Here is a 23,135-nt window from a genome sequence, read left to right on the forward strand (position 1 = left end):
GAGACGGAACATGTACGCTCAGATGGTAAAATCCGAAGCGTCGGACGACGATCCGGAAAAGCTGGCGGAATTTCAGGCGCGGATCGACGCGGATATCAAGATCGAACCCAAGGACTGGATGCCTCAGGCCTATCGCAAGACCCTGATCCGCCAGATCGGGCAGCACGCGCATTCCGAGATTGTGGGCCAACTGCCTGAAGGCAACTGGATCACGCGCGCGCCAACGCTGGAGCGTAAGGCGATCCTTCTGGCCAAGGTGCAGGATGAGGCCGGACATGGGCTGTACCTGTACTGCGCGGCCGAGACATTGGGGGTCAGTCGCGATGAACTGACCGAGATGCTGCTGGACGGGCGCATGAAATACTCGTCAATCTTCAACTACCCGACCTTGAACTGGGCCGATATCGGCGCGGTCGGGTGGTTGGTCGACGGGGCTGCGATCATGAATCAGGTGCCGCTGCAGCGCACGTCTTATGGCCCTTATTCCCGCGCCATGATCCGCATCTGCAAGGAAGAAAGCTTTCACCAGCGTCAGGGCTATGACGCGATCCGCAAGATGGCCGAAGGCACGCCCGAGCAGCGCAGGATGGCGCAGGACGCGCTGAACCGGTTCTGGTTCCCGTCGCTGATGATGTTCGGACCGTCCGACAAGGATTCCGTGCATTCGGCGCAGTCGATGGCGTGGAAGATCAAGATCAACACCAATGACGAGCTGCGTCAGAAATTCGTCGATCAGACCGTGCCGCAGGCCGAGTATCTGGGTCTGACCATCCCCGACCCGGACCTGAAATGGAACGAGGACCGCGGGCATTACGATTTCTCGGAACCCGACTGGTCCGAGTTCTTCGACGTGCTCAAAGGCAACGGCCCCTGCAACGTGGATCGTCTGGCCGCCCGCAACAAGGCCTGGGATGACGGCCAGTGGGTCCGCGACGGGCTACTGGCCCATGCCCGCAAGAAACGCGCCGGCAATCTGGAGGCGGAATAAGCTTGCCCAAAGGAGGAAACCCGATGAACAACGAATGGCCCCTGTGGGAAATCTTCATCCGCGGCCAGCATGGGATGAGCCACCGGCATGTCGGTTCGCTTCATGCGCCCGACGCGGAAATGGCGATCAAGAACGCGCGCGACGTTTACACCCGCCGCAACGAAGGCGTTTCGATCTGGGTGGTCGAAGCCAACAACATCTCGGCCTCTTCACCCAGCGACAAAGGCCCGCTGTATGAACCCAGTGAAAGCAAAGTGTACCGCCACCCGACCTTCTTCGACATTCCCGAAGACGTGGGGGCGATGTAATGAGTGTTTCGGTTTCCAACGACGCTTTGCTGCAATTCCTGCTGCGGATGGGGGACAATACCCTGATCCTGGGCCACCGCGTCAGCGAGTGGTGCGGCCATGCGCCCGTGCTGGAGGAGGACATCGCGCTGGCCAATACCGCGCTGGACCTGATCGGACAGACCCAGATGTGGCTTGGCCTTGCGGGCGAGGTCGATGGCGGCAAAAGCGCCGATGATCTGGCCTTTCTGCGCGATGCCTGGGATTTCCGCAATGTGCTGCTGGTCGAGGTGCCGAACGGCGATTTCGGCCGTACGCTGATGCGCCAGTTCCTGTTCGACGCATGGCATTCGATCATGCTGGGGCGTCTGATGACATCCTCGGACGAGCGGGTTGCGGCCATCGCCGCGAAAGCCAGCAAAGAAGTTACCTATCATCTGGAACGCTCGGGCGACACGGTGGTGGGCCTTGGTGACGGGACCGAGGAAAGCCACGCAAGGATGCAGGAGGCGCTGGATTACCTGTGGCCTTACGTGGGCGAGATGTTTGTCAGCGACGATATCGATGCCCAGATGGTTGCAGCGGGGATCGCGCCGAACCCGTCCGATCTGCGCGCCGAATATGACGCTTTGGTTGAACTTGTTTTGACCAAGGCAACGCTGACCATTCCGGACAACCGCTTTGCCCATAAGGGCGGGCGCGATGGGCGGATGCATACCGAGCATCTGGGCCACCTGCTGACACAGATGCAATGGTTGCAACGCGCCTATCCCGGCGCGAAGTGGTGAGATGTGATGCAGGCCTCGACCGAACAGATCTGGGGCTGGCTGGATGCCGTTCCCGACCCCGAGATCCCGGTGATCTCGGTCGTGGATCTGGGCATTGTCCGTGATGTGCGGTGGGAGGCTGAGACGGTGGTTGTTACGGTCACACCAACTTATTCCGGCTGCCCGGCGACGTCGGTGATCAGCATGGATATCGAAACCGCCCTGCGCGATCATGGGATCGGGGATGTGCGGATCGAAACCAGCATCGCCCCCGCCTGGACCACCGATTGGCTGAGCGATAAGGGCCGCGCCCGGTTGGAAGACTATGGCATTGCACCGCCGCAACCGGCGGGCGGCCCGGACCGGTGCCCCCATTGCGGCAGCAAGGCGGTCGAGAAGGTCAGCCAGTTCGGCTCGACCCCCTGCAAGGCCCATTGGCGCTGCACCGATTGCCTGGAACCCTTTGACTATTTCAAGTGCATCTGAGGAGGAGCACCGGATGGCACGTTTTCATGATCTGAAAGTCACCGACATCCACAAGACCATCCGCGATGCGGTTGTGGTGACACTTGAGCCGGTAAACGGTGCGGCGGATCAGTTCGACTTTACTGCCGGTCAGTATCTGACGTTCCGGCGTGATTTTGACGGTGAGGAACTGCGCCGATCGTATTCGATCTGCGCGGGCAAGGATGACGGTGTTTTGCAGGTTGGTATCAAACGCGTCGAGGGCGGTGCCTTTTCAAGCTGGGCCAATGCAGAACTTACCGTTGGCGACGTCGTGCAGGCGATGCCACCAATGGGCAGCTTCCACGCGCCCATCGATGCAGATGCGCAGAAACAGTATCTTGGCTTTGCCGGCGGCTCGGGCATCACGCCGGTTCTGTCGATTCTGAAAACCACGCTGGCCCGCGAGCCCAAATCCCGTTTCACGCTGATCTATGCCAACAAAGGCATCAACACGATCATGTTCCGGGAAGAACTGGAGGACCTGAAAAACCTCTATATGGGCCGCCTGAACGTGATCCACATCCTCGAAGCAGACGCGCAAGAGATCGACTTGTTCACCGGTCTGGTCACGCAGGACAAATGCGGCCAGCTTTTCAAGCATTGGATCGATATCACAAACGTGGACACCGCTTTTATCTGCGGACCGGAACCGATGATGCTGGGGATTGCCGCCGCTTTGCGCGACCACGGGCTGGAAGACAGCCAGATCAAGTTCGAGCTTTTCGCCAGCGCCCAACCGGGACGGGCCAAGCGCAAGGCAAGCGCGGCGCAGGCGGGCACGCAGGCCAACCAGACCAGTGCGTCGATCACGCTGGACGGGGCCACTCAGACCATGACCCTACCCAAGGATCAGTCCATTCTTGAGGCCGCGCTGGAAAACGCCATGGACGCGCCATACGCCTGCAAGGCAGGAGTTTGTTCCACCTGCCGCTGCCGCGTGCTCGAGGGCGAGGTCGAGATGCTCGCCAATCACGCGCTTGAGGATTACGAGGTCGAAAAGGGCTATGTCCTAAGCTGTCAGGCCTATCCGGTGACCGACCGCGTCGTCGTTGACTATGATCAGTGACAGGAGAGGATTGATGAGCGATACAATGACACTCGACAGCTATCTGGCCGCAGGCGGGGTGCTGACCAATCCAACCAATGTGCCGCCGCGATACCGGGCCGAACTGATGAAGCTGATGGCCACTTTCGTGGATAGCGAACTGGCCGGGGCCGCCGGTTTTGCCGACATCATCAATCAGGGGCCGGGCATCAAGGAACGCATTGCGGCCGCCAAGATCGTGCTTGAAAAAACCGACAACGCGGATCGCGTCCTGAAGATCATGGGTGAGTTCGGGGCAGACACCGAAAGATACGCCACCCATCACCCCTGGACCGCGCGTCTGGACCGGGATGCCGACATTGGCGCGACCCGCAGCAAACACGACATGCGCCTTGCGGTGTTTAACTACCCGATCAGCGGCTGGACAGATGCCGTCGTCATGAATCTGCTGATGAGCCGCGCCGTCGCCGAGCAACTGGCCGAGTTTTCGACGATCTCATATCAGCCGCTGGCCGAAGCTTTCCGGATCATCGCGCCTATCGAGGCGAACCACGGCGATCTGGCCTTGGAGGGCGCAACCAAGCTGATCGCTGCGGGCGAGGCGGACGCGATGCAAAGCTCGGTCGATTATTGGTGGCCCCGCGTGACCGCCTCGTTCGGGGGCGATGATCCGAAACGGTTCGAGCTTCTGAAATCCATGAACCTGAGACGCACCGAAAACCACATGCTGCGAGAGCGGTGGCACCATACGATGGGCGAGACCTTGGCGACATTGAACCTCAGAAAGCCCGTCTAGACCCTGTCATGCGACCTGGCCGCTCGTAATTCGCGACCAGACGGCCCTTTGCTTTCGAGGTTGATTAGCGCATCAATATTTCTGATGCGTAACCGCAAATCTGTTGAATTGACGGGCCGTCTGAATCCGCTAACGTCTGCCGGATCAATGCGCCCCGAGGTCCCCATGCCGCAATCCGCCCGACTGTTGAATCCGATCCTGATCGTGGGGTGTATCATCATCACGGTCAGCTTCGCTGTGCGCGCCTCGTTCGGGGTGTTTCAGATCCCGATTGCGGATGAGTTCGGCTGGCTGCGCACCGATTTTTCCCTGGCCATTGCGATCCAGAACCTGGCCTGGGGCATTGGGCAACCAATCTTTGCTGCGATTGCCGAAAAGATCGGTGATCGAAAGGCGATCATCCTGGGTGCACTGACCTATGCCGCAGGTATGGTTCTGTCGGCCTGGTCGATCACGCCCTTTGGGCACCAGATGTACGCCTGGCTGGTGGGCTTTGGTATCGCAGGCACCGGGTTCGGCGTTGTTCTGGCTGTGGTTGGCCGCGCCTCATCCGACAAGAACCGGTCGATGTCTCTGGCGATTGTGACTGCTGCGGGCAGTTTTGGTCAGGTCATCGGCGCGCCAACTGCTGAATGGTTGCTCACCTTCCTGCCGTGGCAACAGGTGTTTATCGTATTCGCCGTTGCGATCCTTGCGCTTGTTCTGACGCTGCCCTTTATGCGCGCGCCGCAACCGGTCAGCAAGGCCGAGCTGGAAGAAAGCATGAGCCAGATCCTGGGTCGCGCCTTCCGGGACCCATCCTACGCTTTGATCTTCTTGGGTTTTTTCAGTTGCGGCTATCAATTGGCCTTCATCACCGCCCATTTCCCGGCTTTCGTGACCGAGATGTGCGGCCCTATTCAGCCCGGGGGTGTTTTGCATTCGCTTGGCATTACTACGACGTCGGCCCTCGGTGCCGTAGCGATTTCGCTTGTGGGTCTTGCCAATATCGGCGGCACGTTGCTGGCAGGTTGGGCGGGCAATCACTTCCCCAAGAAATACCTGCTCGCCGCAATCTACACAGCGCGAACCCTTGCAGCCGCAGCCTTCATTCTGATGCCGATCACGCCAACTTCGGTGATCATCTTCTCAATCGTCATGGGCTCTCTGTGGCTGGCGACGGTGCCGCTGACCTCGGGCCTTGTCGCGCATCTTTACGGCTTGCGCTACATGGGCACGCTTTACGGCTTCATCTTCCTCAGCCACCAGATCGGGGGGTTCCTGGGCGTCTGGCTGGGTGGGCGGATGTATGACGTCTATGGCGACTACACCATGGTCTGGTGGATCGGCGTCGCGGTCGGAGCGTTCAGTGCCATCGTCCATCTGCCGATCCGCGAAAACCGGGGCGCAACACCCGCAGCAGCCTAGCGGGCTTCTTCTTCGGTCAGCAAGCCTTCGGCAACCAGGCGATCCGCCCAGCCTTGCGGGCCGGTGAAGTGATGCGTCTGCCAACCACGGGACCGCGCGGTTTCGATGTTGTCGATCCGGTCGTCCGCGAACAGCAATGTCTCGGGCGGCAGGCCACAATCGGCCTCGACCTGTGCATAGATCGGCACATGGGGCTTCACCATCTTCATCCGGCCCGAGACATAGTGCCGGTCAAACTCGTTCAGAAACGGATAAACGGTGGTGGCATAGTCGAAATTCTGCACACCGAAATTCGTCAGGGCAAAAACGGGCACGCCCTTGGCGCGCAATGCCCGTTGCAACCGGACCGAATGCGGAATTTCAGGCGCGGCAAGCTCGATCCATTTGTCGTGCCACATGCGAATCTCGTCGCGCCAATTGGGATATTTCTCGGCCCAATTGTAGATCGTATCGGTGAAGTGATGGCCCTGATCCACCAGATCGTTCATCCCGTGCAGATCGACCTCGTCGAACATCGCGCGGCGGCGATCCTCGCCGATCACGCGGTCATAGTAGCGCTCGGGCTGCCATTCGATCAGTACATTGCCGATGTCGAAAATGACCGCTTGGATGGGCATGTTGTGTTCCTGCTTCAAATTCCTGCCGCGCCGACTGAACCAAGCCCGGCGTTCAAGTTCAAGCACCAACCGCAGCGCGCAGCGCTGCCCGGCCCAACCGGAGAAGATGCATCCTTGATGCATCCCCGACGGGCGGGAGGGCTATGCCCGTTTTGCAGCCCTCAGTTCCCGTTCCAAGGCGTCCAGAAACCGGGATCGGTCGGCCTTGCCAAAGGGTTTGCCGCCGCCCCCTGCACCCAACGGGTTTGCCGCGCGCAGGTCGGCCATAAGGTCACGCATCGCCAGTTGCTGGCCGATATTGGCGGCGGTGAACGCCTCGCCATTGGGGCGCAGCACGCGGGCTCCGGCCTCGACGCATTTTGCAGCCAAGGGGATGTCGGATGTGACCACCACATCGCCCGGCCCGCAGCGTTCGGCGATCCACTTATCCGCTTCGTCTGCCCCTTCCGAGACAATGACCACCTGCACCAAAGGGTTTGCCGAAGGCCGCAGCCCGCCATTCGACACCAGCGCCATCGGAACCTTGTGCCGGGTCGCCACCCGCTCGGCCTCGGCCTTTACCGGGCAGGCATCGCCATCGATATAGAGCGTTGTCACGCTTTCTTTGCCTCTTTCGTCGCCGCTGGCTTCTTTTTCACCTTGAACTCATCCGGGATCGGCATCCGGTTGAACGCATCCAGACCGGCGATCTTGTAGGCTTCGGCCAGCGTTGGATAATTGAACGTGTTCTGGACAAAGTAGTCCACGGTGCCTTTCAGGTTCAGCACGGCCTGCGCGATATGGATCAGCTCGGTCGCGCCTTCACCGACGATCTGCACGCCCAGAACCCGGCGGGTTTTCAGCGAGAACAGCATCTTCAGCATACCATGCTCCAACCCCATGATATGCCCGCGCGAGGTTTCGCGGAACCGCGCCACGCCGACCTCATAGGGAATGCCACGCTCCTGCAGCTCCTCCTCGGACATTCCGCAGGTGGAAATCTCGGGTACCGAATAGATGCCATAAGGATACCAGGGGCTTTCAGGCAAGGTCGGTGTTTCCAGCGCGTGACAGGCGGCTACACGTCCCTGTTGCAGCGAGGTCGAGGCCAGCGAGGGGTGCCCGATCACATCGCCGGTTGCGTAGATATGTGGTACCGAGGTTTGATAGGTCTTGCGATCCACCTTGATCCGGTTGCGGTGGTCTGTTTCCAGCCCGACCGCGTCCAGATTCAACGCCGATGTCGCGCCCATCCGCCCGGCTGCAAACAACAGCATTTCGGCGCGAACATGGCGGCCGTTTTCCAGCGTGACTTCAACGTGGTCGCCGGTGTCTTCGATTTTCTCGACCGCAGAGCCCAATCGCAGATCGACACCGTTCTCGCGGATCTGATGGGTAAAATCGTGGATCAACCGGCTGTCGATGAAATCGAGGAAGGTTTCGCGCGGCTCAATCAGTGTCACCCGCACATCCAGAGCCGAGAACATGGTGGCGTATTCCACACCGATCACCCCGGCCCCGATGACGACCAGCGAGCGTGGAATCTCGGCCATCTCAAGAAAATCGTCACCATCCACGACGGTCTTGCCGTTGAAGGGCACATAATCGGGGCGATAGGTTTTGGTTCCGGTGGCGATCAGAAACTTGGCCGCCGTAAGGCGTGTTTTCTCGCCGGCATCGGTGGCAACTTCGATCTCATGGGGGCCAACGAACGAGGCCAACCCGTTCAGGGTTTCCACGTGGTTGCGGTTGAACTGGTGTTCCAGCACATCGACCTCATGATCCAGCGTCATATGCAGACGGGCCTTGAGGTCTTCGGCGCGGATCTGGTCCTTTACGCGATAGGACCGCCCATAAAAGCTGCGCTCGCGCCAGCCGGACAGGTTCAGCACCGTCTCGCGCAGGGTTTTGGACGGGATGGTGCCGGTATGGACCGAGACACCGCCAAACCGATCCTTGCGGTCGATCACCAACACGCGGCGCTTCAGCTTACCGGCCTGAATCGCGGCGGACCGCCCCGAAGGACCGGACCCGATGATGATCAGGTCGTAGTCATAATCGCTCATGCCTCAGTCTCCGTACAGCGCTTCGGCATGGAAGGTGATGTGGTCTTCCATGAAGGTGGACACAAAGAAATAGGAATGATCATAGCCCGGCTGCAGGCGATATGTGGATTGCTGGCGACGTTCGGCGATGGCGGCGGCCAGCGCTTCGGGGCGCAGCAGGTCGATGAACTGGTCGTTTGCGCCGGTGTCGATCAGGATCGGGCCGTCAAAGCCGACCTCTTTCATCATCAGGGACGCGTCATGCTTTTTCCAAAGGCCCTCATCTTCGCCAAGATACGCGTCAAGCTGTTTGCGACCCCAATCCGCGCCGGTGGGGTTCGAGATCGGCGCAAAGGCCGACACCGACCGGAAACGTCCCGGCAGGTTCATCGCCAGCGTCAGCGCACCGTGGCCGCCCATCGAATGACCGGTGATGGCTTGACGGTCCATGTCGATGGCAAAATTCTCGGCCACCAAGGCGGGCAACTCCTCGGCCACATAATCCCACATGTTGAAATGCGGGGCCCAGGGGGATTGCGTAGCGTTCACATAGAACCCGGCACCCTGGCCCAGATCGTAATCCTCGTGATCGGCCACGCCTTCGCCGCGCGGCGAGGTGTCGGGGAAGATGACTGCGATGCCCTGTTCAGCAGCCCAGGCTTGCGCCCCCGCCTTGGTCATCGCGTTTTCATGGGTGCAGGTCAGGCCCGACAGATACCACAGGATCGGAACCGGACCGTCCTTTGCCTCGGCCGGAAGAAACAGGCCAAAGGTCATGTCGCATTGGCACGCGGTCGAAGCATGGCGGTAGACGCCCTGCACGCCACCGAAACAGGCATTTTCCGAAAGGGTTTCCATCAGGTCTTTTCCTTACGTTAGGGTTCGCCCATGGCTAACGGTCCAAGGCCCCTACGTAAAGTCCGGGCACCTTCGTCGCGCGTATTTTTCGAAAAGGTGAAGATCAGAAGGTGCCGACCCAGGCAATGACCACGGGGACGGTCAGGATGCTGGCCACAGTAGACAACAAAATCGCGGCTGACGCGCGGTGCGGAGCGACATTATAATGCGCGGCCAGCATGTAGACATTGCCCGCCACGGGCAGTGCCGCCGCAGCGATTGCGACCGCCGCCGGAAAGGCTTCGACGGGCACCAGCCATATTACGGCCACGGCCACGCAGGCGGGATGGATGACCAGCTTGCAAAAGCTGAGCCAGGCGGCGATGTGGACGCGCTCGGCGGATTTTCCGGCCAGAGAGGCTCCGATGGCGAACAGCGCGCCGGGCGTTGCGGCCCCGCCCAGAATGGTCAGGAAATCATTCAAGGGGCCGGGTACCGGCACTTGCAAGGCTGACCAGATCAGACCGGCGGAAATGGACACGATCATCGGGTTTTTCAGCAATCCGATCCCGATCAGGCGCAGCGTTGAAGGGGTTAGTTTTCCGTCCCGCCCGCCATTGATCAGAATGACAATCAGTGAGGAAAACACCACCAGATCCACCGCCAGCACCAGCATCACCGGGCCAATCGCGGCCTCGGTCAGCAGCAGGGCCAGCATCGGCAGGCCCAGAAATCCGACATTGCCAATGGCGGCACATTGCGCCTCGACCGCTGCCGTGGGGATGTCCATGCCGCGCAACCACGCGACAAAGGTGGCAAGGGAATAGACCGCCAGCGTTCCGATCAGGTAACCGATGATCAGGCGGCCGTTGAAAATCTCGGCAAAGGGCAGGGTGGCTGCGAACCTGAACAGCATTGCCGACAGTGCGAAAAAGAACACGAACTTGGTCAGATAGGCGGTGGCCTCGGCCGAAAAAAACCGGGTGCGCCCGGCCCAATAGCCCAGGCCGATGATCGCAAAGAAGGGCAGCGTGCGCAGAAAGACCTCGACCATGGGTCTTGTCCTAGCATGGTTTGGGCCTGCTGCAAGCCCGGTCTTGGGGCAGGGGCGACCGTACTGGAAGTGCCGGATTTCACAGGATCGTGACGTCAAACCGCGCGAAATGGCCAAGAATCCTTGTATCTGAACCGAACGGTTTATAAGCTCGGACCACCTTAAGCATCAGGAGACGACATGACCCAGACCGCTACCATCCTGCGCACCGGCCGAAAATTCGACCAGGTTCTGCGCGGGGCCCGAGAGGTTTTCATGGCGGATGGGTTCGAAGGCGCAAGTGTGGACGACATCGCCCGTGCGGCGGGTGTGTCCAAGGCGACCCTGTACAGCTATTTCCCGGACAAGCGGCTTTTGTTTGTCGAGGTGGCCCAGACCGAGTGCCGCCTTATGGCCGAGCGTGTTCTGTCGATGATCGATGAAACCAAGCCAGCACGTGAGGTGTTGACCATCACCGCAACACAGTTGGTCGGGTTTTTTGTATCGGACTTTAATCAACAGGTCTTCCGGGTCTGTGTCGCAGAACGGGATCGGTTCCCGGAACTGGGGCAGGCGTTTTATGAGGCCGGACCCCAGAACGGACAGCGCAAGATTGCCGAGTATCTGGAAAAGGCCGTTGTCAGAGGTGAACTTGCGATTGAAGATGTCCAGATTGCCGCCGAGCAATTTGCCGAACTGTGCAAGGTTCGGCTGTGGGTGCGCGCTGCCTTTGGCATCCAGAAAGAGTTCAGCCAGGCCGAGATTGACGAAGTCGCGCTGCATGCCGTGGATATGTTCCTGGCCCGCTATGGTGCCTGAAAATTGATGGCCTGCACCGGGGCTTGCGGTGCAGGCCATCCTTCACTCATTAAAATGGCACTCGGTAAGTATTGGGTCTAAGGCACAGGTCTTTGGAAATCCTTTATTCGATGAAAGTTCGTGCCAGCCGGTCGCTGATGGGTTGCGCCAGATAGGCGATCACCGTGCGCTCGCCGGTATTGACGAACAGATCGGCAGGCATGCCCGGAACAAGATCGAGCGCGGTAACCGGCGCGGGTTGATCCGCATCCAGCCTGACGCGGGCCTGGTAATAGGGCTCGCCCGTCCGTTCATCCTCCAGCACGTCCGCTGATATATCGAAGATCTGGCCATGGGCTTCGGGTACATCGGCCTGCGCAAAGGCCGACAGGCGGATGCGCGTGGATTGTCCGACATGCAGCTTGTCGATGTCAGCGGTTTTCACCCGCGCTTCGACGATCAGCGCTTGGTCGGCGGGAACAATGTCCATGATATGCTCACCCGGCCGGATCACACCGCCCGTGGTCGAGGCGGTCAGGTTCACCACGCGCCCGCTGGCCGGGGCCACAAGCTCGATCCGGCTGCGTCGTTCGGCGGTGCCTGCATATTGCGGGCGGATCAGGTCCAGTTGCGCCTCGACCACCGCAAGTTCACCGGCAATGACCTCATCGCGCAGCTTTTGCTGGCTGAGCAGGGTCAGTTGTAGCTCATGAATCTGGTTCTCAGCCTGCGCCATCTGCGTCCGAAGCGAGGCATCGACGCCCGAAAGACGCTCAAGCTCGATCTGCCGGGCGCTGACACGGGTTGCGGCAACCAGACCCTTGTCCAGCAAGCCCTGCAGGTTGTCCAATTCGACCTGCGTGATCGTGATCTGGTTTTGGGTGCTCAGGCGCTGTTCGGCCAGCCCGGCGATCTGATCGCGCAGCCCTGTGATGCGCTGCGCATTGATGTCGGCCTCGGTCCGTCGGGCGCGGGCTTCGGCGTCGAACAGTTGTTTCTGGGTCAGATAGGCCGGGAACCAGTGCAGCCGGTTCATGTTGGCCGAGAACTGGGCAAGGGCTGCGGCCTCGTCAAAGCTGTCCTCGCCCGACATCTGTGCGATCAACCGCGCGCGGCGGACCGACAGCTCTCCCAATTGGCTGCCCAGCACGTTCAGATCGACGTCGATCTCAGTGCTGTCGAGCCGGATCAAAGGTTGCCCCTGTTCGACGAAATCCCCGTCCGCGATCAGGATCGAGCGGATGATGCCGCCGTCCAGATGCTCGACCGTCTTGCGGTCACCTTCGACCACGAAAGAGGCCGGGGCCACCACCGCCCCGTCGAGTTTCGAGGCAAAGGCCCAGTACACACTGCCTGCCCCAAAAGCCACCATGGCCAAAAGTCCAAACAGGACATAGCGCGCAATACCGGGCGATGTGTCGGTGATGTCGATCATCTGCCCGTCATTCAGGGTCAGAGTGTTCTGCGATTGGGTGTGTGGAACAAGCTGTCTCATTGTGCGGCTCCTGTGACTTGGGGGGTTGGGGCGGGCTGGTGTGTGGATTTCGCTTGCGTCTCCAATACGTTGCGGCGGTTGACTTTCAGCACATCCTCTTTGTCACCAAACTGGGTCTGGGCCCCGTTGCGCATGACCATGACCTTGTTTGCGGCCTGAAGAGTGGCGGGGCGATGGGTCATCACGATGGCAATGGCACCCCGCGCCTGAGCGGCCAGAATAGCCTCACGCAATGCGTGTTCGCCTTCGGCATCCAGATCGGAATTGGGCTCGTCCAGGACCAGTACAAACGGATCGCCATACAGCGCCCGGGCCAGCGCCAGACGTTGCCTCTGACCGCCGGACAGGAAGAACCCCTGACCGATGCGCGTTTCATAACCATCGGGCAGGGCGCTGATCATCTCGTGAATGCCCGCCTCGCGCGCGGCGCGCAGAACCTCGGCATCGTCGATGGCGACCGAGAAACGCGCGATGTTTTCGCGGATCGTTCCGTCGAATAGCTCAACGTCTTGTGGCAGATAGCCGATCTGCTTGCCCAGATCCTCGGCATTCCATTTGGCCATCGGGCTGCCGTCCAGAAGAACCTCGCCCCGTTGCGGGTGCCAGATTCCGGCCAGCATCTTGCCCAGCGTGGTTTTGCCCGAGCCGCTATGGCCGATCACCGCCAGCACATCGCCTGCGTCCAAAGCGAAATCGATCGACCGGATCGTGGCGTTGATGGCGCGCGGTGGTCCGGCCTGCGCGATGCGGACGTTCAGGGATTTGAACGCGCGGGGCAGGTGCAGGTTGGGCGGGGTCTCGGCAAACTCATGGGTCAGAGCCTTGATCTTGGCATAGGACCCGCGCGCCGCCAGAAAGCCGCGCCATTGGCCGATCAACTGGTCGATGGGCGACAGGGCGCGGGCCAGAACAATTGTGGCGGCGATCATCACGCCTGCGGTGGATTCGCCGGTAATCGCAAGGGCGGCACCCAGTCCCAGAATCGCGGATTGCAGCCCCATGCGGATGGTTTTGGACATGACCGAAAAGCTGGCGATCCGGTCAGCGGCCTTGGTCTTGTGCCTGTGCGCATCGATCTGCAGCGCGGTCCAGCGGCGCACCAGATCGGATTTCATCCCCAGCGCATGGACCAGTTCCGCGTTGCGGTCGCTGGTGTTGAATAACGCATCCGACCGTCCCCGCGCCTGCGCGGCGTTTTGCATCGGCGCATGGGCGCGGGCGTTGTTGATCAGCGCCATGAGGGTCAGGGTTACGGCTCCGGCCAACCCCAACAGACCCAGCAGCGGGTGCAAGACGTAAAGGACCAGCAGATAGATCGGGATCCATGGCGCATCGAAAAAGGCAGTCAGGGTGCTGCCCGAAATGAATTCGCGAAATCCGTTAACGTCTTCGACCAGATTCTCACCGGCTTGACCCTCGCCTTGAACCCGGCGACGCATGGCGGCTCCCAGAACCGGGGCGCCAACGGCCATCTCGAACCGGGCGGCCAGACGACCCAGAATGCGCATCCGCATCAAGTCGAGGCACGCAATCACGACAAACACGCCGCCCAACAGCAGCGTCAGTGCGATCAGCGTGTCAATGTTCTGGCTGGTCAGCACACGGTCATAGACCTGTAGCATGTAAAGCGGTCCGGCCAGCATCAGCAGATTCAGAAACAGGCTGAACAGCGCGACGGCGACAAAGCCTTTGCGCAGCGCGGCCCAGGCGGTTTCGACGGAGTTGGATTTCTTGAACATCGGATAGCCCTTTCCGGTTGATCAAAAACGGGGCGACCCGAGGGCCGCCCCGATTGGGTGTGGTTACGCGACGAAGTCGTCGTCACTCAGGTCGGCGCTGTTGACACCGGCCAGACGGACCGAGCCTTCGTTGCCGAACGAGATGACAGCGTCGTTGCCATCCTGAGCGACGCTCAGCGCGCCGCCGAAATCCGGCCCGAAGTCCCCGAACTGGAGCTGGTCGAGACCAACTTCGAAGTCCTGGATCACGTCGGTGCCGAAGTTCGAGCCGAACGAGAAGGTGTCTGCACCTGCGCCGCCGATCAGGATGTCATCGCCACCCTCACCGTTCAGCAGGTCGTCGCCTTCGCCACCGTTCAGAACGTTGGACAGATCGCTGCCAAAGATCACGTCACCATCGTCCGAGCCGATGACGTTCTCGATGGATTGCAGGATGTCTGTCTCGATCTGGTTCTCGATGACGTCCTGACCGATGACACCAATGCCACCCACGGCATTGACGTCCAGCGTCGCTCCTGCATCCACCAGCGTATCCTGTACGACCGGGCCGTTGATGCCCGCCGGTGCATTGTGCAGATGGATGGCCGAGACAACACCCGGGATCGGCGTGTTCAGGTCGGCTTCGTTCAGACCCACAACGCTGAGTTCGCTGGAGTATGTGACCTCACCCGACGCCAGGTTCTGGGTGATGACAACGGTTGCTTCACCAGTGGCGTCGCTGTCCGAGATCGGCCCAGGCTCTTGCGCTGCGTCCAGACCGCCGCTCAGCGAGACTGTGCGGATGCCGTTCTCGGTCACGTCGCTGTCGACCAGCAATTGCCCGCGGATTTCACCGCCCGGGAACTCAGAGGTGTGGATGTTGTAGTACAGGTTGCCCTGAACCGCTTGTTCCACGAACTGAGCGCCATCTTCGATAGCCGACCCGAACTGACCCGGTGCTGCGACAACCGCATCGACGACCGAGATGTTGAAGCCCGTATCGCGCGTGGCGGTGCCGTTGCCGTTGGCGTCCAGACGAACCTCGACCGCGACATCCAGATCCGAGAAATCGGCTGTGTCAATGCCGTCGCCACCGTCGATGAAGTCATTGCCCAGACCACCGGTCAGAACATTGTCCGCATCGCCTGCGATCAGCACGTCATCTCCTGCGCCACCGCTGATGTCACCGTTGGTGGTGCCCAGATCGACAAAGATGTCGTCGCCATCGCTCAGCAGAACGTTGCCGTTGATCACACCTTCGTCGTCGTTGACAATGGTCACGCTGGCTGCGTCCGAGGCGTCGATTGCGTTGACCGTGCCGCGAATCTCACCTTCGTTCAGGATCGCACCCAACAGGTTCAGGCCGCCATCGATACGAATACCGGCTGCCGCGTCCGAGTCCTCGGACCCTGCAATCAGGCCTTCGTTGACAACAACACCCGCGAAAGAGGCATCATCCTGGCTGGTGAACAGGCGCAGACCGTCGCCGACCTGGTTGCCTTCGATCGCATCGCCACGACCTTGCAGCGTGCCTTCGTTCAGGATCGCGGCCGAAACCACATCGCCCGAGACGTCACCGGTTTGCAGCGAAACGGCAGACCCGTTGTTGCCTTCACCTGCATCCACCAGACCGGAGTTGTTGAAAGTGTAGTTGTCAGCGGTGCCATCAGCATAGACAGTGCCGTTGCGCTGGTTGCCGGTGCCGAGGATGGTGCCTTCGTTGACAACCTCTAGACCTTCACCGTCGATATTCACCGCACGGCTGTCCGAGGTGACAGTCCCACGGTTCACAAACGATCCGCCCGTGTGATCACCCGTGCCAAAATACACACCGTTCTGGCCACCTTCGAACAGACCGCCTTCTTCGTTGATCAGCTGACCCTGGAAGTTGACGTTGTTCACCGCGCGGAATGCGCCGACGGTGCCGTTAGCACCTTCCGAGGCGACCACGCCCGCGTTGATGATGGTGCCCGAGAAGGTCCCGGCGTTGCCGACATTGCCAATGCGGATACCGTCACCGGCTGCGTTGGTGCCTGCGGCGGCGTTGCCCCGACCCTGGATGGTGCCGTCATTGTTCAGCTCGAAGGAATTCTCGCCTGCAATCTCGGCACCAAAGCCCGAACCTTCGTTGCCTTCGCCTGCGTCCACAACACCGGTTTCCAGGTTGTTGAAGGTGAAGTCTTGCGCGGTGCCGTCAGCGTAGACCGTGCCGTTGCGCTGGCTGTCAGTGCCGATAATTTCACCGGCGTTGTTCACCTCAAGGCCAATGCCATCGATGTTGAACGCCCGGCTGTCCGACGAAATGGTTCCGCCTTCCAGGTTGTTGAACACACCGCCGGTGTGATCTGCGCCTTCGCCTGCAACGGGGTTGCCGAAATAGACACCGTTTTGAACGCCCGAGATATCGCCCGAGTTGTTGAACTCACCCTGGAACGAAACACCGTTGACGAAACGCACACCCGCAACAGTTGCGTTTGCCCCTTCCGAGTCGATGGTGCCAGTGTTGTTGATGATCGCGTCGGTGGTGCCGACATTGCCAACATTGCCGATCCGGATACCGTCACCGGCAGCGTTTGTCCCCGCTGCGGCATTGCCACGGCCCTGAATTGTCCCGGCATTGTCCAGCGTGAACGAGTTCGCGCCATCTGCGGCCCCGCCGATTTCGACGCCAAAGCCCGAGCCCTGATTGTGCTCGCCCGCGTCGATGGTCCCGGTGGCCAGGTTGTTGACCGAGAAGTCGTCGGCTGTGCCATCGGCATAAACGGTGCCGTTGCGCTGATCGTCAGTGCCGAGGATGTCGCCGCCGTTGATCAGGTTGACACCGGTGCCGTCGATGTTCACCGCGCGGCTGTCCGACTGGATCGTGCCGAAGTTCAGCACATCCAGATCATGCGCGCCCTGACCGATATACAGGCCATTTGCAGCGCCTTCGATCACACCGGTCGAGGTGTTCAGAATCTCGCCTTCGGTGTTTGCACCGTCAGCGATACGGATACCAGCAGCGGTGCCTTGGGTGCTTTCCGAAGAAATCAGGCCGCTGTTGACGATCTCGGTGTCCAGAATGGTGCCTTCGGCGCCATTGTCGATGCGGATACCGTCGCCCGCCAGCGCAGTGTTCGACGCCGCCTGACCCCGGCCCTGAATGGTCGCGCCGAAGCCGTTGAATACATCGGTTTCCACACGGTCGCCGATCTCATCACCGATCTGAAGCGAAACACCGGCGCCCTGATTGCCCTCACCGGCATCTACGGTCCCGCCCGCGAAGTTCGAGATCGAGATATCCTCGGCAGTGCTGTTGGTGTAGATCGTGCCGTTGCGCTGGTCGCCTGTGCCGACAATGTCGCCGAAGTTGCGCACATCGATGCCTTGGCCTTGGATGTCCACGGCACGGCTGTCGGAACTGATCACGCCGCCCCGGAAATTGTCCAGGCTTCCGGAACTGTCCGCACCCAGGAATTGAACACCGTTGAAGTCGCCGGAAATGGCACCAAAGTTGCGCAAAGCGGCGCTGCCGGTGACCTGAATGCCGGTGGCCAGCGCATCGGGGCCGCTATTGGCGTCGATCACGCCCGAGCGGAAATTGAAGATATCGACATCCTGCCCCTGCGCCTGAACAGCAGCAACGGCGTTGTTGGTGACGATCTCGCCAAAGTTCAGCAGGCGCGAGAAATCATTGGCCAGAACAAAGGCGGGGGTGTCGTCCACCACCGTGCTCTGGAAGAAGTTGTTGAAAAGGGTTTGGCCGTCGCGGGTCGTCTCTTGCGCCAAGGTTGACGTGGTCAAGAGACGGGCGCGCAGGCTTTCTACGAATTGGGACAGCATGGGTCACTCCGTCAGGTTTGTTGCGTGGTGCAGGCGGCCCGAATGCTTGGGCAGCCGACGCATCAAAGGAGTAGGCCCCACCCCGAGGCGGCGGAAATTCATGGTCCAAATCGGGGCTATAACCGATGCAAATAGTCACAAAACGCGTGAGGTCTGAAACCTTCAAACCCTGCAAAACAAGGCGCTTCACGCATACACGCCACGCGGTTTGCCCTATTCATTTTCGAAAGTTGACAGATTTGTTAACGGAAGTGAGCGTTTATTCCCCCGGATTTCGGGCGCAGGTCTTCTGATTCCGGCCCCTCAGGCGTATTTTGACGGCATGATTGTTCCCATTTCCAATTGTGACGTTTGCCAAAATGAATATCCGTGATCTGGAATACGTCCTTGCGATTGCCAAGCACGGTCAGTTCAGTCAGGCCGCGCAGGCGTGCAACGTGTCTCAGCCGGCGATGTCCAACCAGATCAAGAAGCTTGAGAATGAGCTTGGCACCGAATTGTTCCTGCGGCTGAACAACGAGGTGCGCCCGACCGCCTGCGGCGCGCGGATCGTGGACATCGCAGCGCGCATTCTGGCCGACGCGCAAAAGATCCGCGATACCGCGACCGAATTCCGCGACCCCGAGGCTGTGCCCTTCACCATCGGCATGACCCCCACGCTGGCCCCCTATCTGACGCAGTATTTCTCGGAACTGTTTAACACGCTGTTCCCGCGCATGCGTGTCACCATGATCGAAGACCTGCCGCAGAACATGCTGCAGATGGTCGAAGATCATGCGCTGGACATGGCTTTGGTGGCCAAGATCAACAACAGTGCCGCGTTGGATTTCACCTCGATCTGGTCCGAGCCGCTGTTTCTGGCGCTGCGACAGGGGCATCCGCTGTGCACTTTACCCTCGATCGCTCCGGAAGACGTGCCGCCGCATGATTTCATCCGCCTGCCGCACAGTTTTGGCTATGAGCTTGAGGAGCGGTTGCCCAAACATGACCCCTCAACCCGGATCAGCAAGCGCTTTGACCTGACTGCCCTGCGGTTCGAAACGATCTGCCGCCATATCTGCCATTCGGATGACTGCACCATTGTCTCGGCTTTGGCGGCCGAACAATTCAAGCGCGACAACTGGCCGTTGTGCTTTATTCCGTTCGACGCGCCCGGTCATCTGCGCGATCTGGGGGCTGCTACACGCCCCAATTGCCCGAGAAAACCGATGTTGGCGCGGATAGGGGAATACATCCGGGAAAAGCCGCCGGTTGGGGTTATTCCGACCTATCGGTCCGAGCTTCCCGCCGATCAGGGGCAGTGCCCCGCACTTGCCCAAGCCTGAGTTTTCTCGAAACCGATTGTTGACGCAGGGCGGAGGGCAGTTCTATCCGTTGACCCGTGGCAATTGGGGTAGGCAGATGGCAGTGGACATTCGGAACGAAGGCATGCGCATCGGCGGGCAGGTGGTGTTCTCTGAGGCCACCATTCCGGTTCATTATCCCTACACGAACGAGGTGGTCGGCACTGTTCCCGCAGGCACGGTCGATCACGTTCGGCAGGCCTTCGAGATTGCCGCCAATTACACACCCCACCTGACGCGCTATGAGCGCAGTCAGATCTTGCAGCGTGCAGGCGACCTGATCGGTGAGCGGCGCGAGTACCTCGCGAAATGGCTGACGCTGGAGCTTGGGATTTGCCATCAGCACGCGATCTATGAGACCAAACGGGCGCAGGATGTGTTTCAGTTCGCCGCCGCCGAGGCGCTGCGCGATGATGCCGAGGTCTTTTCCTGCGACCTGACCCCCAACGGCAAGCCCCGCAAGATTTTCACCAAGCGCGACCCCGTTCGTGCGATCAGTGCGATCACGCCGTTCAACCACCCTTTGAACATGGTCGCCCACAAGATCGCGCCGTCGATTGCGACGAACAATTGCATGGTCTGCAAGCCGACCGAACTGACCCCTCTGACCGCGCTCAGCCTGGCCGACATTCTGTATGAGGCCGGTTTACCGCCCGAGATGTTTCAGGTTGTCACCGGCTGGCCGCAAGAGATCGGGGATGAGATGGTCACCAATGACCATATCGACATCATCACCTTCACCGGGGGCGTTCCCGTCGGCAAAAGTATCGCGGCCAAGGCGGGGTACAAGCGGCAGGCCTTGGAACTGGGCGGAAACGACCCGCTGATTGTGCTGAACGATCTGAGCGACGCCGATCTGGACCGGGCCGCGGCCATTGCGGTTGCCGGGGCAACGGGCAATTCCGGGCAACGCTGCACCGCCGTCAAACGTATTCTGGTTCAAAACAGCGTGGCAGATCGTTTTGTGCCCTTCGTGCTGGACAAGGCTAAAGCCATCCGTTTTGGCGACCCGCAGGACCCGGAAACGGAACTGGGCTGCGTGATCCATGCAGAGGCTGCGGCGCTGTTTGAAACCCGCGTGATGGATGCCGAACGGCAGGGCGCGCAAGTTCTGTATCACCCCGGGCGACAGGGGGCCTTACTGCCCCCAATCGTGGTTGATCACGTGCCCTACAATAGTGCGTTGGTGATGGAGGAAACCTTCGGCCCCATCATCCCCATCCTGCGTGTCCCCGACGATGACGACGCGGTGATGGCAATTTCCAATGGCACGCCGTTTGGCCTGTCATCGGGCGTTTGCACAAACGATCTGAACCGCGCGATTGCCTATATCAACGGGCTGCACGTCGGCACCTGCAATATCTGGGAGCAACCGGGCTACCGGATTGAGATGTCTCCGTTCGGGGGCATAAAGGACAGCGGCAATGGTGTGAAAGAAGGTGTCATCGAAGCGATGAAGTTCTTCACCAATGTCAAAACCTACTCGCTGCCCTGGCCTCAGTAAGTGGTGCGCATCTGGTATCCCTGATGGAAGGTCATGCGCACGAATGTCACCGGTTTGGCCTGAAACCATGTCGTGCGCTCCAACTGGAACAGCGGCGTTCCGGGCGGGACGGACAGGAAATCCTGCAAATGCCCCGTGGCCGGAACCGCCGACAGGGCGATCTCCGCGTTTGAAAAGGGCACCTCGGCCAGCAGCCATTCGTTGGGTCCGGTTGCAAGGAAATCCTCGTCCACCACATGGGGGACCGCCTCGACATTGATCCAGCGTTCCTCGAACTGAAAGGGGCGGTTGTCGGCGTGGTGCATGCAGTGCAGGTGAAGGACCTGAGCCCCCTCGGCCAGACCCAGCTTGGCCTGCAACCATGCGGGACAATCAATCAGGGTCCGACTGACCAGAGCATAGCGGTATTCGGCATTCATATCCTCGATGGTTTGGCGAACCACGGTGATCGGCAGCTTGGCCTGCTTGACCGGAGTGGTCACGACGCGCGTGCCGCCCTTGCGCTTGCGGGTGATGATCCCTTGCTCGGACAATTCCCGCAGAGCGCGATTGACAGTGGCGCGGGCGCAACCGAATTCGGCGGCAAGCTCCAACTCGGTCGGCAAAAGGCTGCCTTGTGGCCAGATGCGGGTCTGGATGCGGTTCAGAACCTCGTCGCGTATGTCCTGAAAGCCCATTGTCTTTGGCACGGTCACGGGTTGCTCACTTAATATCTGCCTCTATTCATATTATGTCCGGATTAAATCTGGATGCAAAGCTATCAACCTAATCACAGCGCGGACAAAAGCCCCTCTATCGCGGTTCGGTACGTGGCGATGATCCGGTCGCGATGGATATGGCGACCGTTGCGCACCTGATGCCGCCCGGCGGACCAAAGATCGGTCACGACCGAGTCCCTGGCCGCAAAGACCAACCCGTCCAGCACCTGATCGGATCGCAGCGCACACAGCGCCGGGTTTTGACTGTCTATGGCGACCAGATCAGCCAGCTTGCCCTCGGCGATCTGGCCCGCATCGCGATCCAAAGCCTGTGCGCCACCCATGGCCGCGCCGCAATAGAGCGTTTGCCCGACCGAGCCTTCACCCACAACCAGCACATTGCGCGACAGATCACGCAGCCGCTGGGAATATTCCAACGTGCGTAGTTCTTCCGTCAAAGAAATCAGCACATTGGAATCCGAGCCGACCCCAAACGTCCCGTCAGCGGCCAGATACGTCGGGCCGTTAAACGGACCATCACCCAGATTGGCCTCGGTGATGGGGCACAGGCCTGCGACGGCCCCGCTGGCGGCCATAGCGCGGGTCTCGGCCTCGGTCATCTGGGTGGCGTGGATCAGGCACCAATTGGCATCGACGGGGGCATTGGCCAGCAGCCATTCTACCGGGCGCGCGCCCAGACCGGCCTGTACTTCGGCCACCTCTTTGGGTTGCTCGGCGATGTGGATGTGGATCGGACCAGTGCCTTGCGCGGCGATCACCTGCGCCAGATCGGCGGGTGAGGTGGCGCGCAGGGAATGCGGCGCGATGCCAACGCGGCAGTCCGGTGGCAGTTCGCCATGCGCGCCGCGCGACTGATCGACCAACGCACAGAACCGGTCCACATCATTGCCGAACCGGGCCTGTCCGGCCTCAAGAGGTTTTTCCCCGACGCCCGCGTAGCTGTAAAGCACCGGCAGGTGAGTCAGCCCGATCCCGGTCTCACCAGCGGCAGCCATGATCCGGTCACTGAGTTCGGCAAGCCGGTCATAGGGCTGCCCGCCGGGTTGGTGATGCAGGTAATGGAACTCTCCGACTGCGGCATATCCGGCCTCCTGCATCTCAAGGTAGACCAGCGCGGCACTGGCCTGCACCTGATCCGGCGTCAAATGCGCGGTAAAGCGGTACATCAACTCGCGCCAGGTCCAGAAACTGTCGCGACCCGCCAAACGGTACTCGGTCATCCCGGCCATCGCGTGCTGAAAGGCGTGGCTGTGCAGATTGGACAGCGCGGGCAGCAAGGTATCGACGCGGGTGTCGCCTTGCATGGCTGCCGCGTCCGTCGTCAGGCGTAAAATGCGCCCGTCCTGAACCTCCAGCCGCAGATTTTCGGCCCATCCATCCGCCAGCAGGGCGCGGTTTGCGAATATGGTGGTCATATTTGCCTCCGGT

General features: G+C 60.4%; 20 protein-coding genes. 10 read left to right on the top strand and 10 right to left on the bottom strand.

The features are described 5' to 3' along the window. Positions 1 to 10: 10 nt before the first annotated feature. From paaA to ACR0KX_RS12660, 7 genes are all read left to right on the top strand, one after another. A complete protein-coding gene (paaA, locus tag ACR0KX_RS12630) occupies positions 11 to 988 on the top strand; it encodes a 1,2-phenylacetyl-CoA epoxidase subunit PaaA (RefSeq protein ID WP_170622215.1) in 978 nt (325 codons plus the stop codon). A 23-nt stretch (positions 989 to 1,011) separates the two neighbouring features. Then, on the top strand, positions 1,012 to 1,296 hold the full coding sequence (gene paaB, locus ACR0KX_RS12635; RefSeq protein WP_170453879.1) for a 1,2-phenylacetyl-CoA epoxidase subunit PaaB: 285 nt from the start codon (positions 1,012 to 1,014) through the stop codon (positions 1,294 to 1,296). Further along, positions 1,296 to 2,063 carry a 1,2-phenylacetyl-CoA epoxidase subunit PaaC gene (gene paaC / locus ACR0KX_RS12640; protein ID WP_170622214.1) on the top strand — a complete coding sequence of 256 codons (768 nt, stop codon included), beginning with the start codon at positions 1,296 to 1,298 and terminating at the stop codon, positions 2,061 to 2,063. The genes paaB and paaC overlap by 1 nt, the downstream gene beginning before the upstream one ends. A 6-nt stretch (positions 2,064 to 2,069) precedes the next feature. Then, on the top strand, positions 2,070 to 2,528 hold the full coding sequence (gene paaD / locus ACR0KX_RS12645; RefSeq protein WP_170622213.1) for a 1,2-phenylacetyl-CoA epoxidase subunit PaaD: 459 nt from the start codon (positions 2,070 to 2,072) through the stop codon (positions 2,526 to 2,528). A 13-nt stretch (positions 2,529 to 2,541) separates the two neighbouring features. Beyond that, on the top strand, positions 2,542 to 3,615 hold the full coding sequence (locus tag ACR0KX_RS12650) for a 2Fe-2S iron-sulfur cluster-binding protein (RefSeq protein ID WP_170453876.1): 1,074 nt from the start codon (positions 2,542 to 2,544) through the stop codon (positions 3,613 to 3,615). Between the two features lie 13 nt (positions 3,616 to 3,628). Further along, positions 3,629 to 4,390 carry a Phenylacetic acid catabolic protein gene (locus ACR0KX_RS12655; RefSeq protein ID WP_170522640.1) on the top strand — a complete coding sequence of 254 codons (762 nt, stop codon included), beginning with the start codon at positions 3,629 to 3,631 and terminating at the stop codon, positions 4,388 to 4,390. 165 nt (positions 4,391 to 4,555) lie between these two features. Then, positions 4,556 to 5,797: an MFS transporter gene (locus ACR0KX_RS12660; protein ID WP_170622212.1), complete on the top strand. Its 1,242-nt coding sequence runs from the start codon at positions 4,556 to 4,558 to the stop codon at positions 5,795 to 5,797. Here ACR0KX_RS12660 and ACR0KX_RS12665 read toward each other — a convergent pair. The 5 genes from ACR0KX_RS12665 to ACR0KX_RS12685 form a co-directional block, all read right to left on the bottom strand. Then, entirely contained in the window at positions 5,794 to 6,414 is a 621-nt protein-coding gene (locus ACR0KX_RS12665) for an HAD family hydrolase (RefSeq protein WP_170453874.1), read from the bottom strand. The two genes, ACR0KX_RS12660 and ACR0KX_RS12665, sit on opposite strands and share 4 nt — an antisense overlap. 141 nt (positions 6,415 to 6,555) lie before the next feature. Beyond that, a complete protein-coding gene (locus ACR0KX_RS12670) occupies positions 6,556 to 7,011 on the bottom strand; it encodes a YaiI/YqxD family protein (RefSeq protein WP_170453873.1) in 456 nt (151 codons plus the stop codon). After that, the gene (gene sthA, locus ACR0KX_RS12675; RefSeq protein ID WP_170622210.1) at positions 7,008 to 8,459 is read right to left on the bottom strand and encodes a Si-specific NAD(P)(+) transhydrogenase; all 1,452 of its coding nucleotides are present in this window, start codon (positions 8,457 to 8,459) and stop codon (positions 7,008 to 7,010) included. Before sthA ends, ACR0KX_RS12670 begins: the two co-directional genes overlap by 4 nt. 3 nt (positions 8,460 to 8,462) lie before the next feature. Next, positions 8,463 to 9,296 (bottom strand): S-formylglutathione hydrolase, encoded by an 834-nt coding sequence (fghA, locus tag ACR0KX_RS12680; RefSeq protein ID WP_170622209.1) that lies wholly within the window; start codon positions 9,294 to 9,296, stop codon positions 8,463 to 8,465. A gap of 103 nt (positions 9,297 to 9,399) precedes the next feature. Next, complete coding sequence (locus ACR0KX_RS12685) at positions 9,400 to 10,329, bottom strand: AEC family transporter (RefSeq protein ID WP_170622208.1); 930 nt, start codon at positions 10,327 to 10,329, stop codon at positions 9,400 to 9,402. Between the two features lie 180 nt (positions 10,330 to 10,509). Here ACR0KX_RS12685 and ACR0KX_RS12690 point away from each other — a divergent pair, with 180 nt between their 5' ends. Next, positions 10,510 to 11,127, top strand: coding sequence for a TetR/AcrR family transcriptional regulator (locus ACR0KX_RS12690; RefSeq protein WP_170453869.1), 618 nt, complete (start codon positions 10,510 to 10,512; stop codon positions 11,125 to 11,127). A 103-nt stretch (positions 11,128 to 11,230) separates the two neighbouring features. Here ACR0KX_RS12690 and ACR0KX_RS12695 read toward each other — a convergent pair whose 3' ends face one another. The 3 genes from ACR0KX_RS12695 to ACR0KX_RS12705 form a co-directional block, all read right to left on the bottom strand. Beyond that, complete coding sequence (locus ACR0KX_RS12695) at positions 11,231 to 12,601, bottom strand: HlyD family type I secretion periplasmic adaptor subunit (RefSeq protein WP_480708477.1); 1,371 nt, start codon at positions 12,599 to 12,601, stop codon at positions 11,231 to 11,233. Beyond that, complete coding sequence (locus tag ACR0KX_RS12700) at positions 12,598 to 14,340, bottom strand: type I secretion system permease/ATPase (RefSeq protein ID WP_170622206.1); 1,743 nt, start codon at positions 14,338 to 14,340, stop codon at positions 12,598 to 12,600. Before ACR0KX_RS12700 ends, ACR0KX_RS12695 begins: the two co-directional genes overlap by 4 nt. Before the next feature lie 63 nt (positions 14,341 to 14,403). Beyond that, entirely contained in the window at positions 14,404 to 18,141 is a 3,738-nt protein-coding gene (locus ACR0KX_RS12705; RefSeq protein ID WP_480708478.1) for a beta strand repeat-containing protein, read from the bottom strand. 359 nt (positions 18,142 to 18,500) lie between these two features. Here ACR0KX_RS12705 and ACR0KX_RS12710 point away from each other — a divergent pair, with 359 nt between their 5' ends. Both ACR0KX_RS12710 and phnY read left to right on the top strand, forming a co-directional pair. Then, entirely contained in the window at positions 18,501 to 19,466 is a 966-nt protein-coding gene (locus ACR0KX_RS12710) for a LysR substrate-binding domain-containing protein (RefSeq protein WP_170453865.1), read from the top strand. A gap of 76 nt (positions 19,467 to 19,542) precedes the next feature. Next, positions 19,543 to 20,988, top strand: a complete 1,446-nt coding sequence (phnY, locus tag ACR0KX_RS12715; protein WP_170453864.1) for a phosphonoacetaldehyde dehydrogenase — start codon at positions 19,543 to 19,545, stop codon at positions 20,986 to 20,988. Here the strand turns inward: phnY and ACR0KX_RS12720 are convergent. Together ACR0KX_RS12720 and ACR0KX_RS12725 are read right to left on the bottom strand one after the other, a co-directional pair. Continuing rightward, entirely contained in the window at positions 20,982 to 21,683 is a 702-nt protein-coding gene (locus ACR0KX_RS12720) for a GntR family transcriptional regulator (RefSeq protein ID WP_480584762.1), read from the bottom strand. The genes phnY and ACR0KX_RS12720 overlap by 7 nt on opposite strands. Positions 21,684 to 21,757: 74 nt before the next feature. Further along, positions 21,758 to 23,122, bottom strand: coding sequence for a formimidoylglutamate deiminase (locus tag ACR0KX_RS12725; protein WP_170622204.1), 1,365 nt, complete (start codon positions 23,120 to 23,122; stop codon positions 21,758 to 21,760). Positions 23,123 to 23,135 lie beyond the last annotated feature (13 nt).

It is taken from the genome of Ruegeria sp. BG5 (assembly GCF_056538425.1).